Origin of the sequence: Microbacterium sp., assembly GCF_039812165.1 — a bacterium.
GTDB lineage: Bacteria > Actinomycetota > Actinomycetes > Actinomycetales > Microbacteriaceae > Microbacterium.
The window spans coordinates 1-11893 of the sequence record NZ_JBDIAB010000084.1 but is presented as its reverse complement, the minus strand read 5'-3'; the positions used below and the strand labels follow the sequence as shown (position 1 = coordinate 11893).

The window sequence follows — 11893 nt, the reverse complement described above, 5'->3', positions numbered from 1 at the left end:
AAGCGCGTGATGCCCTCGGCGACCGCGTCGCCGCCGGCCACCGCGAGCGCTCCGCCCTCGGTGAAGTCGTTCTGCACGTCCACGATGAACAGCGCCCTGGTCATGATTCGAGGGTACGCCGGTACTCGCGCCTCGTCGCGGGCACGACCGCGGGCGTCGCGGACGCCGGCGGCACCGGGCGGCTCCGCGCGAGCCGCGACGGCCACCAGATCGCCCGTCCGATGTCGTACGAGACGGCGGGGACGAGGAGGGAGCGCACCACCAGGGTGTCGAGCAGCACGCCGAAGGCGACGATGAACGCGATCTGCGCGAGGAACAGGATCGGGATGACGCCGAGCGCCGCGAACGTCGCGGCCAGCACGAGCCCCGCCGACGTGATGACGCCGCCGGTGGCGACGAGTCCGCGCAGGATGCCCGGACGCGTGCCGTGCACGAGGGACTCCTCGCGCACGCGCGACATGAGGAAGATGTTGTAGTCGACCCCGAGGGCAACGAGGAAGACGAACCCGTACAGGGGCACCGCCGGATCGGCGCCGGGGAAGCCGAGGACGTGGTCGAACACGAGGGCGCTCACGCCCATCGCGGCGCCGAACGAGACGATGACGCTCGCCACGAGCAGGAGCGGGGCGACGACGGCGCGCAGCAGCAGCATGAGGATCAGCAGGATCACCACGAGGATGACCGGGATGATGAGCGTGCGGTCGCGGATCGACGTGTCGTTCGTGTCGACGTCGATCGCGGTCGCTCCACCGACGAGCGCCACGCCCTCGCCGAGCGACGCGGCGAACCCGGCGCGCAGCTCGCGCACCGTGTGCTCGGCGGCCAGCGAGTCGACCGGGTCGCCGAGCGTGACGAGCAGCAGCACGTCGCCGTCCGAGACCGTCGGTGCCGGCGGCGCCTGGCCGGGCGGACCGGGCGCGGCGAAGACCGCCTCGCCGTCCTCGATCGCGACGCTCGCCTGCCCGGTCGGCGACGCGGCGGATGCCACCGCGACCGCGTCGATGCCGTCCTGGTCGTCGAGCACGGCGACCGCGTCGACCAGCCGCTCCTCGGGGACGACCACCGAGACGGGGCTCCCCGAGCCCGCCGGGAAGTGCTCGGCCAGCACGTCCTGCCCGTCGCGGGCCTCGGAGGCGCCGAGCACGAGGTCGCTCGAGGGCACGCCGTCGGCCTTCAGCTGCAGCACGCCGAGCCCCGCGGCGAGGAGGGCCACGGTGCAGACGATCCACACCGCGCGCGCGTGCCGCGAGACGAGGCGCGCCTGCCGCGGCCAGAACCCGCGCACCGACGCGGTGAGGTCGTCGGGCAGCTCGGTCGACCCGGTGCGGGGGATGAACGGCCAGAACGCCGCGCGGCCCACGAGCGCGAGGAGCGCCGGGAGGAACGTGAGCGCCGACAGGACCGCGAACGCGATCCCGATCGAGGCGATCGGGCCGAGCGCGCGGTTGCTGGCGAGGTCGCTCAGGAGCAGGCACAGCAGGCCGGCGATGACCGTGCCGCCGGAGGCGACGATCGGCTCGACGGAGCCGCGCCAGGCGCGCACCGTGGCATCCCACCGTGCCGCGCCGTCGCCGACCGCCTCGCGGAACCGCGCGACGTAGAGGAGCGCGTAGTCGGTGGCGGCGCCGATCACGAGGATGAAGAGGATGCCCTGCACCTGTCCGTTCAGGACGAACACGCCCGCCTTCGCGAGCCACCAGACCGTCAGGAGCGCGACGCACAGCGCGAACGTCGAGGTCAGCAGCACCAGGATCGGCAGCAGGGGCGAGCGGTAGACGACGACGAGGATGACGAACACCGCCCCGAGCGCCACCGCCAGGAGCAGCGTGTCGATGCCGAGGAAGCCCTTCACGAGGTCGGCGGTGAAGCCGGCGGGGCCGGTCACCCACGCCTCGAGGCCGTCGCCGAGATCCTCGTGGACGAGCGTCCGGATCCGCTCGACGCTGTCGCGCACCTCGCCGTCGGAGTCGATGGGGACGAAGATCTGGGCCGCAGCCCCGTCGTCCGAGAGGATCGGCGGCGAGGTCTCGCCCACGGCGTCGAGCGCCGAGATCGCCTCGGCGAGTCTCTGCAGCTCGGCGACGCGGTCCTCGTCGAAGCCCGTCGCCGAGGTGACGACGACGACGGCGGGGATGGTGTCGCCCTCGGTGAAGTCGGGCAGGCGCTCGATCACGCGCGTGGCCTCGGCGCTCGAGGGCAGGAACGTCGACTGCTCGTTCGTGGCGACCTCGTCGACCTTGCCGAAGTAGGGGCCGCCGATCGCGCCGCCCACGAGCCAGACCAGCACCAGCAGCGCCGGGATGCCGACGCGGAGCCATCGAGCCTTCGTCATCCCTGAAGGCTACGCTCCCCCGCCGACGTCGACGCCCGATCGGCCGCGCGCGCGGTCAGCCGCGCACGAACAGCAGCACCGCCGACACGACCGTCGACACGACGGCGAGCGCCGCGAGTCCCACGGCGAGCCAGCCGATGGGCCGCAGCGCGTGGTGACGGCGCGTCAGCCGCATGCGATCGTGCCAGCCGAACCGGTACCAGATCGTCGCGGTGTCGGCGTCGCCGAGGGCGGACGCCTCGGCGTCGGTCGGCCGCGCGCTGTTGGCGTCGCCGTCGCCGTCGAACCAGCGGACGACGACCTCGTCGCCGTCGCGGTCGACGATCGCCTCGGCGGGGAGCCACGTGCCGTCGACCGCCCACAGGACGACCAGCACGATCCCGAGGATCACCGCGCCGCCGAAGCCGGTCCAGGTGAAGAGCTCGAGGACGGCGTCGAGGGCGATGTCCATGGTGGACCGAGAGTATCAGCGCTCCGGGAGGTCGCGCGTCAGAAGGCGGCGAGGCCGGTCAGCTCGCGGCCGATCACGAGCTGGTGCACCTCGTCGGTGCCCTCGTACGTGCGCACCGACTCGAGGTTCGCCATGTGCCGCATCACCGGGAACGCGCTCGTGACCCCGTCACCGGCGAGGATGGACCGGCACGTCGAGGCGATGCGGATCGCCTCGCGCACGTTGTTGAGCTTGCCCACCGAGATCTGCCCGTGGCCGAGCCGCCCGGCATCCTTCTGCCGCCCCAGGTGCAGGGCGAGCAGCAGCCCCTTCTCGTACTCCACGAAGCAGTCGGCGAGCTTCGCCTGGGTGAGCTGCTTGGCCCCGATCGGAGTCCCGAACACCTCGCGCGTCCGCGAGCGCTCCACGGCGACCTCGAGGCACGCGCGGGCCGCGCCCATGACGCCCCACGCGATGCCGTACCGCGCCTCGTTGAGGCACGCGAACGGCGACGACAGCCCGCGCGAGCCCGGCAGGATCGCGTCGGCGGGCAGCCGCACGTCGGTCAGCTCGAGATCGCACTGCAGCGAGGCCCGCATCGACAGCTTGTCGTCGATCGGCGTCGCGACGAACCCGGGCGTGCCGGCGGGCACGAGGAAGCCCCGCACGACGCCCTCCTCGTCCTTCGCCCACACGACGCCGATCGCGGCGATCGACGCGAGGCCGATCCAGCGCTTCCGTCCGTTCAGCACCCACCCGTCGCCGTCGCGTCGCGCGGCGGTGAGCATCGTGCCCGGATCGGACCCGCCCTGGGGCTCGGTCAGCCCGAAGAAGCCGATCGCCTCGCCCCGCGCCATCGGCGGCAGCCAGCGCGCCTTCTGCTCGTCGGAGCCGAACCTCTGGATCGCGCCCATCGCGAGCGAGCCCTGCACCGACAGCGCGGTGCGGAACCCGGAGTCGACCGCCTCGAACTCCATCGCCACGAGCCCGTACGCCACCGACGAGGCCCCCGGCAGGCCGTGACCGCGCAGGTGCATCCCGAACGCGCCCAGCTCGCCGACGGCCGGCAGCAGCTCGACCGGAAGCCTGCGGTCCTCGAACGCGCGGTCGATGATCGGCGCGATGCGGGTCTGCGCGAGCTCGCGCGCCCTGAGCTGCCACTCGCGCTCCTCGTCGGTCACGAGGTCGGCGACGTCGAACAGCCGGTCGATCGTGGTGGTCATGGGCGCTCCTCGGTCCATCGGCGCCAGTCGCCGTCGTCGTCGTGCGCGCCGAGCGCCGGAGGCGGCTGCTCGTAGTGCACCGGGGTGTGCGAGAGACGCACGGGGTTCGCGACCGAGCGCACGACGGCATCGCCGTCGGCGACGGATGCCGGGAGCTCGACGACCGGATCCAGCCCGAGCGACGCGGCCAGCTCGAACGCCTGGGCGATCGTGTTGACCGCTCCGGCCGGCACGCGGCGTGCGGTGAGCTCCGCGATCCACTCCTCCGCCGGTCGCCGCACAAGCCGCTCCTCCAGCAGCCCGCGGAGCACCGCGCGATGCCGCACGCGGGCCGGGTTGGTCGCGAAACGCGCGTCGTCGGCGAGCTCGGCGCAGCCGAGCGCGTCGCACAGGCGTCGGAACTGCTCGTCGGTCCCGACGGCGAGCGCGATCGGCCGGTCCCGCGTCTCGAGAGTCTCGTACGGTGCGATCGAGGGATGCGCGTTGCCCATGCGCGCCGGTGAGGTGCCGGTCTCCAGCGTCGAGGACGCCTGGTTCGCGAGCGCGGACAGCAGCGAGCCGAGGAGCGTCACGCCGACCCGCTGGCCGCGACCGTGCTGCGGCGACGACTCGTCGTCGCGCGCGCGGAGGGCGGCCTGGATGCCGATGACGGCGTTCAGGCCGGTCAGCACGTCGACGAGCGCCACGCCGACCTTCGTGGGTCGCCCGCCCGCGGCATCCGCCTCGCCGGTGATGCTCATGAGCCCGCCGACGGCCTGCACGAGCAGGTCGTAGCCGGGGAGGGATGCCCCGCCGAGATCGCCGAAGCCGGTGATCGAGCAGTACACCGCCCGTGGGTTCGCCGCCGCCACGTCCTCGTAGCCGAGGCCGAAGCGGTCCATCGTGCCGGGCGTGAAGTTCTCGACCACGACGTCGGCGGTGAGCGCGAGCCGGCGGGCGCGGGCGAGCCCCTCGGCGGTGCGCAGGTCGCAGACGACCGAGCGCTTCCCCCGGTTGGCGCCGGCGAAGTACGTGCTCTGCCCCGCCGCGTTCACGGGCGGCGACCACTGGCGGGTGCCGTCGCCGTCCGGGCTCTCGATCTTGATCACGTCGGCGCCCAGGTCTGCCAGCAGCATCGTGGCGTAGGGCCCGGCGAGCACACGCGAGAAGTCCGCCACGCGGACGCCGCGCAACGGGCCCTGACCGCCCTCGCCCACCGGTGCCGCCACCGAATCACCGCCCGACTCCCGCCGCACGCCGGATGACCCGGCGCTCGCCGACCACTGTACTGGGCCGCGCGAAGGCGTCGGGAGGCCGCGCCGATCGGAGCCGTCCTGCTCACGACCGGTTGGACCGGAAAGGAGAGCCCTCGATCAGGATTGAACTGATGACCCCTTCATTACGAGTGAAGTGCTCTACCACTGAGCTACGAGGGCGCGATCAACGATCCTACCTGTTCGATCGGCGGTGCGCGAACCGGCGGCATCCCCTCACGAGCAGACCAGTCCGTCCTTCGGGACGGTGCCTCGGATGAGGTACCCCTCGACCGCCTCGTCGACGCACTGGTTGCCCTTCAGGAAGCCCGTGTGGCCCTCCCCCTCGCGCGTGACGAGCACGCCCGAGGCCAGTTGGTCGGCGAGCGACTCCGACCACACGTACGGCGTTGCGGGGTCGTTGGTGGTGCCGACCACGACGATCGGCGCGGCGCCGCGGGCGGCGATCCGCTCGCGGACGCCGGTGGCCGGGTAGGGCCACACCTCGCACACGTCCACGCCGTCCCAGTACGGCGCGATCGTGGGCGCCTTCTCGGCGATCATCGCCTGCGACGCCGCCTTCTCGGCCTCGGTCGCGTCGAGCGGGTAGTCCATGCAGTTGTAGGCGCGGAACGCCTCGGTCGAGTTGTCGGTGTAGACGCCGCTCTCACGCCCGTAGTAGAAGTCCGCGAGCGCGAAGGCGATCTGCGGGTCGCCGCTCAGCGCCCCGTCGAGCGCCATGGTCAGGTAGGGCCAGCTGTCCACCGCGTACAGCGCCGCGACGATGCCGGTCATGAGGGCCGACGCGTCGAGCATCCGCCCGTCGGCGGCGGCGAGCGGCCGCTGGTCGACGCTCGCCAGCAGCGTCCCGAGGTCGCGCATCGCCTCGTCGACGGTGCCGCGGAACGGGCACTCGCGATCGGTGAGGCAGTCGGCCATGTAGGCGCGCAGGGCCGACTCGAAGCCGACGGCCTGCGTCGCGCCGACGTCGAGGCCGGGGATCGACGGGTCGATCGCGCCGTCGAGCACGAGCCGGCCGACGCGCTCGGGGAACAGCTTCGCGTACGTGGCGCCGAGGAACGTGCCGTACGAGTAGCCGAGGTAGTGCAGCTTCTCGTCGCCGAGCACGCCGCGCAGCAGATCCATGTCGCGCGCCGCGTTCTCGGTCGTCACGAAGGGCAGGATGCCGTCGCTGCCGGCCTCGCACGCCGCCACGAAGTCCTGGTTGCGAGCCGTGAGCTCGTCGCGCCACTCCTGCGAGCCGCGCGGGGCGGCGGGCAGGTCGAAGAGGTACGCGTCCATGTCGGCCGCGTCGAAGCAGTGCACCGCCGTCGAGCGCCCCACGCCGCGCGGATCGAAGCCGATCACGTCGTACGCCGCCGACAGCGCGTCGCCCACCACCGCGAACGCCGAGTCGGCGATGATGTCGTACCCGCTCGCCCCCGGGCCGCCGGGGTTGACCAGGAGCGACCCGATCGGCTCGGCGTCGTCGGCGCCGCGGCGGATGAGCGCGAGCTCGATCTCGCCGGCGTCCGGGTCCTCCCAGTCCAGCGGCGCCCGCACCGTCGTGCAGTCGAACTCGCCCGCCTCCATGCCGTCGCAGCTCTTCCACGTGAGCCTCTGCTCGTAGAACGGCAGCAGCTCGGCGGGGACGCCGTCCGTCACCGGCGGACGATCGGCGGCAGGGCTCGACTCCTCCGCTCCGGGGATGCCGGTCCACACGCAGCCGGACAGGGCGACGGATGCCACCACGAGCCCTGCGAGGACGGCGGCGGCACGGCGGATGAGGGTCATGGGGCACTTCCGTTCGCGACGGTCACGAGCATGCTCTCCAGCGCCAGGGCCGGAGCCGCGTTGCCCTGCAGGTTGGTGCGGGTCGCCGCGATGCGATCGAGCACCGTGAGGGTCCGCGGCGGCGTCCACGCCACCGCGAGCGCCTCGAGCTCGGGCCTGAGCTCGAGGTTGATGAGGTCGGTGTCGCGACCGAACTGGAGCATGAGGGCGTCGCGGTACATCGACTCGAGGTCGGTGAGCACGCGGTCGATGCCGTCGCGCAGGCTCCGGGTGGCGCGGCGCTTCTGGTCGTCCTCCAGCGCGCTCAGCTGGCCGCGCACGGCCGGCGGGACCGCCGCGCCCTGGGCGATGCCGAGCGTGCGCAGCAGGCTCTCGCGCTCGGCCTCGTCGCGCTCCGCGGTGAGCGCCTTGGCGTCGTCGGTGGCGGCCTGCACGATGCGTCCGGCGACCTCCACCGCGTCCCCGATGCCGCGTACGCCGAGCACGGCCCGCAGTGTGGTGTCGCGGCGGGCGCGGGACGCGGCATCCGTCGCCAGCCGCTGGGCCATGCCGATGTGCCGCTGGGCGAGCCGCGCGCACTGCTCGGCGGTCGCCTCGTCGACGCCGGTGCGCTGCACGAGCAGCCGTGCGACCTCGTCGACGCCGGGCTCGCGCAGGCGCAGCACGCGCACGCGCGAGCGGATCGTCGGCAGGAGGTCGGCGTCGCTCGGCGCGCACAGGATCCAGACGGTGCGCTCGGGCGGCTCCTCCAGCGCCTTGAGCAGCACGTTGCTGGTGCGCTCGACCATGCGGTCGGCGTCCTCCATGACGATCACGCGGTAGCGGCCCAGCGACGGGGAGAACGCGGAGCGCTCCACGAGCGCACGGGCGTCGCGGATGGAGATGATGACGCCCTCGGTGCGCAGCGCCGTGAGGTCGGGATGCGTGCCGGCGAGCACCTGCCGCATCGCGGCCTCGTCGCCCGGCTCGGCGATGAGCGCCGCCGCGAACGCGTACGCGAGCGTGGAGCGCCCCGATCCGGGCGGGCCGGTGATGAGCCACGCGTGCGAGAGCTGCTCGGGATGCGACGCCGCGCCCTGCAGCAGGCGCACGGCGTCGTCCTGCCCCCACACGCGCTCCCAGGGGAGGTCGTCGACGGCGGGAGCTGCGTGCATGCCGACCAGCCTAGGTGAGTGGGCGGACAGCGGCCCGCGACCGTCGTCGCCGTGCGGCACGACGTCGGAGATCTGCACCGGGTCGGAGGCCGAGGCGTGGTCTGCTCCGACGATGCGCGGATCTCCGACGAACCGCCGGGTCGGAGCGGGAAGGCGCAGGGCTCAGAGCAGCACGCGCACGCGCTCGCGGATCGCCCCGGCCAGCTCCTCGGCGGGTCGGGCGGCGTCGAGCACGAGGAAGCGGTCGGGCTCGGACGCCGCGAGCGCGAGGAACGCGCCGCGCACGCGCTCGTGGAACTCGGCCCGCTCCGACTCGAGCCGGTCGAACGGCTTGTCGTCGGCGTCGAGCCGGCGCCGGGCCTCCGCCGGATCCAGGTCGAGGAGCACGGTCAGGTCGGGCAGCGCCCCCTCGGTCGCCCACAGCGACAGGTCGCGGATCTCGCCGGCATCCAGCACGCGCCCCGCCCCCTGGTAGGCCACCGACGAGTCGAGGTAACGGTCCTGGATGACGACCTCGCCGCGCGCGAGCGCCGGGCGCACGACCGTCGCGACGTGGTGCGCGCGGTCGGCCGCGTACAGCAGCGCCTCGGCGCGCGGCGCGATGTCGCCGCGGTGGTGCAGCACGATGTCGCGCACGAGCCGCCCGACCTCGCTGCCGCCGGGCTCGCGCGTGCGGACGACCGTGCGGCCCCGGGCCCGCAGCCACTCCTCCAGGAGAGCCGCCTGGGTCGTCTTTCCCGAGCCGTCGCCGCCCTCGAGAGTGACCCAGAGCCCGCGGGTCACTTCTTCGCCGCGGTCTTGCGCGTCGTCGTCGTGGTCCGGCGCGTGGTCCGCTTGGGTGCGGGGCCCTTGGCGCGCTTGTCGGCGAGCAGCTGCACGGCGCGCTCGAAGGTCACGTCGTCGACCGCCTCGCCGCGCGGGATCGTGGCGTTGGTCTCGCCGTCGGTCACGTAGGGGCCGAAGCGGCCGTCCTTCAGCTTGATCGGCTTGCCGCTGGTCGGGTCGGCCTCGAACTCCTTCAGCGCGCTCGACGCGCCGCGCGCGCCGTACTTGGGCTGCGCGTAGATCGCGAGCGCCTCGTCCAGCGTCAGGGTGAGCAGCTGCTGCTCGCTCTGCAGCGTGCGCGAGTCGGTGCCCTTCTTGAGGTACGGGCCGTACCGGCCGTTCTGCGCCGTGATCTCGACGCCCGACTCCGGGTCGACGCCGACGACGCGGGGCAGCGACAGCAGCTGCAGCGCCTGGTCGAGATCGACCGTGTCGACCGTCATCGACTTGAACAGCGACGCCGTGCGGGGCTTGGGCGCGGCATCCGCCTTCTTGCGGGTCGTCTTCTTCGGCGCCTCCTCGACGACGCCGGTGGCCTCGTCGACGGCGTCCGGGTCGACCGGGTCCACCTCTTGCACGTAGGGACCGAAGCGGCCGTCCTTGACGACTATCAGCTTGCCGTTGTCGGGGTTCTCGCCCAGCACGCGGTCGCCCGCGACCGGCGCGTCGATCAGCTCGCGCGCGCGGGCGGGCGTGAGCTCGTCGGGGGCGAGGTCGTCGGGCACGTTGACGATGCGCGACGTGCCGTCGGGGTTCGGGACGTCGAGGTAGGGGCCGTACTTGCCGAAGCGGAGCGTCGCCACGTCGCCGATGCGGGTCGCGTTGAGCTCGCGCGCGTCGATGTCGCCGAGGTTGTCGACGATCTTGCGCAGTCCCACGTGCTCCTCGGAGCCGAAGTAGAAGTCCTGCAGCCACGCGACGCGCTTCTGCTCGCCGCGCGCGATGGCGTCGAGGTCGTCCTCGAGCGCGGCGGTGAAGTCGTAGTCGACGAGGTCGGCGAAGTGCTGCTCGAGCAGGCGCACGACGCTGAACGCGAGCCAGCTCGGCACGAGCGCCTGGCCGCGCTTGGACACGTACCCGCGCGTGAGGATCACGTCGATGATGCTCGCGAACGTCGACGGACGGCCGATGCCCTTCTCCTCCAGCGCCTTCACGAGGCTCGCCTCGGTGTAGCGCGGCTTGGGGCTCGTCGCGTGGCCCTTCGGCTCGACGTCGCGCAGCGACAGCACGTCGCCGACGGCGAGAGCGGGGAGCGACTGGTCGGTGGCCTTGTCGGCGTCGCCGCGACGCTCGTCGCGTCCCTCCTCGTAGGCCTCCAGGAAGCCCTTGAAGGTGTACACGGTGCCCGAGGCGGTGAACGAGGCGGTCCGGCCCTCGGCATCCGCATCGAGGATGACCGTCGTGGTCTCGTACTTCGCGTCGGACATCTGGCTGGCGATCGTGCGCTTCCAGATGAGGTCGTAGAGACGCGACTCGTCGCGGTCGAGCGCGGATGCCACCGACGACGGCGTGCGGAAGTGCTCGCCGGAGGGGCGGATGGCCTCGTGCGCCTCCTGCGCGTTCTTGCTCTTGTTGCGGTAGCTGCGCGGGTTCGAGGGCACCGCGCGGTCGCCGTAGAGGGCGACCGCCTGCTCGCGCGCGGCCTGCACGGCCTGCGCGGACAGCGCCGTCGAGTCGGTGCGCATATAGGTGATGTAGCCCTTCTCGTACAGGCGCTGGGCGACGCTCATCGCGTGCTTGGCGCTCATCGAGAGCTTGCGGCCGGCCTCCTGCTGCATCGTGGAGGTCGTGAACGGCGCCTTCGGGCTGCGGGTGCCGGGCTTGGCCTCGATCGAGACGACGCTCGCGCGACCGGTGCGCTCGATCGCCGCGGCGAGGTCGCGCGCCCCGTCCTCGTCGAGCACGACGACGGCCTTGGTCAGCCCGCCGCGGTCGTCGAAGTCGGTGCCGCGCGCGAGCGGGGCGCCGTCGAGGCGGGCCAGTCGCGTGGTGAACGAGTCGGCGTCCCTGGTGGCGCGCGCCTCGACGTCCCAGTACGACGCCGAGACGAACGCCATGCGCTCGCGCTCGCGGTCGACGACCATGCGCGTCGCGGCGGACTGCACGCGGCCGGCGCTGAGGGTCTGACCCTCGCGGCCGCTGCCGATCTTGCGCCACAGCACCGGCGACACGTCCCAGCCGTACAGGCGGTCGAGCACACGGCGGGTCTCCTGCGCGTCGACGAGGTCGAGGTCGAGCTCGCGCGTGTTGTCGGCGGCGGCGACGATGGCGTCCTTGGTGATCTCGTGGAAGACCATGCGGCGCACGGGGACCTTGGGCTTGAGCACCTCGAGCAGGTGCCAGGCGATCGCCTCGCCCTCGCGGTCCTCATCTGTGGCGAGCAGGACCTCGTCGGCGTCCTTGAGGGCGCGCTTGAGCTCGGCGACGGTCTTCGTCTTGCGGTCGTTGACGACGTAGTAGGGGTCGAACCCGTTGTCGATGTCGATCGAGTACTTGCCGTACGCCTGCTTCTTGTCGGCGGGGATGTCCTTCTTGTCGGCCAGGTCACGGATGTGCCCGACCGAGCTGAGCACCTCGTAGCCGTCGCCGAGGTACCCCTGGATCGACCTCATCTTGGTCGGAGACTCGACGATGACGAGCTTCTTGCCGTGTGCCACTGGCGTCCTTTCTTCGATGCACACCATACACACCGCGAACATCGGCGGACGCTGAGTGCTTCCCGCCGTCGCCGCAGGCCCCGGTCACGGCGGCGATTCCCCTCCGCCCGCCGCGGGGGCCCCGTCCGGCGGCGGTCCGGCGCGCGCGCGGGCGTGCGCGGTGAAAGGCCCGACGGATGCCGCGACCTCCACCGTCGCGACGAGTCCGTCCACCGCGCACGAGACGACGCGGGCGCCGCCACGCCC

8 protein-coding genes, 1 tRNA gene and 1 pseudogene are annotated in these 11893 nt (G+C 72.7%); all 10 read right to left on the bottom strand.

Features of this window, described 5'->3' with window-relative positions:
• Positions 1 to 104: pseudogene (locus tag WML84_RS08440) on the bottom strand (nicotinamidase); the annotation flags it as partial.
• Positions 101 to 2332 (bottom strand): MMPL family transporter, encoded by a 2232-nt coding sequence (locus WML84_RS08435; RefSeq protein WP_347345701.1) that lies wholly within the window; start codon positions 2330 to 2332, stop codon positions 101 to 103. The gene WML84_RS08435 and the pseudogene WML84_RS08440, both read right to left, overlap by 4 nt.
• Before the next feature lie 55 nt (positions 2333 to 2387).
• On the bottom strand, positions 2388 to 2783 hold the full coding sequence (locus tag WML84_RS08430; RefSeq protein ID WP_347345700.1) for a hypothetical protein: 396 nt from the start codon (positions 2781 to 2783) through the stop codon (positions 2388 to 2390).
• A 38-nt stretch (positions 2784 to 2821) separates the two neighbouring features.
• Entirely contained in the window at positions 2822 to 3985 is a 1164-nt protein-coding gene (locus WML84_RS08425; RefSeq protein WP_347345699.1) for an acyl-CoA dehydrogenase family protein, read from the bottom strand.
• Positions 3982 to 5193 (bottom strand): CoA transferase, encoded by a 1212-nt coding sequence (locus WML84_RS08420; protein WP_347345698.1) that lies wholly within the window; start codon positions 5191 to 5193, stop codon positions 3982 to 3984. The genes WML84_RS08425 and WML84_RS08420 overlap by 4 nt, the downstream gene beginning before the upstream one ends.
• Positions 5194 to 5328: 135 nt before the next feature.
• Positions 5329 to 5400: transfer RNA gene (locus WML84_RS08415), tRNA-Thr, on the bottom strand.
• A gap of 54 nt (positions 5401 to 5454) precedes the next feature.
• Positions 5455 to 7011 (bottom strand): alpha/beta hydrolase, encoded by a 1557-nt coding sequence (locus WML84_RS08410; RefSeq protein ID WP_347345697.1) that lies wholly within the window; start codon positions 7009 to 7011, stop codon positions 5455 to 5457.
• Positions 7008 to 8165: a DNA polymerase III subunit delta' gene (locus WML84_RS08405; protein ID WP_347345696.1), complete on the bottom strand. Its 1158-nt coding sequence runs from the start codon at positions 8163 to 8165 to the stop codon at positions 7008 to 7010. The genes WML84_RS08410 and WML84_RS08405 overlap by 4 nt, the downstream gene beginning before the upstream one ends.
• A gap of 162 nt (positions 8166 to 8327) precedes the next feature.
• A complete protein-coding gene (tmk, locus tag WML84_RS08400) occupies positions 8328 to 8948 on the bottom strand; it encodes a dTMP kinase (RefSeq protein ID WP_347345695.1) in 621 nt (206 codons plus the stop codon).
• Positions 8945 to 11647, bottom strand: a complete 2703-nt coding sequence (gene topA, locus WML84_RS08395; RefSeq protein WP_347345694.1) for a type I DNA topoisomerase — start codon at positions 11645 to 11647, stop codon at positions 8945 to 8947. The genes tmk and topA overlap by 4 nt, the downstream gene beginning before the upstream one ends.
• Positions 11648 to 11893: the final 246 nt, after the last annotated feature.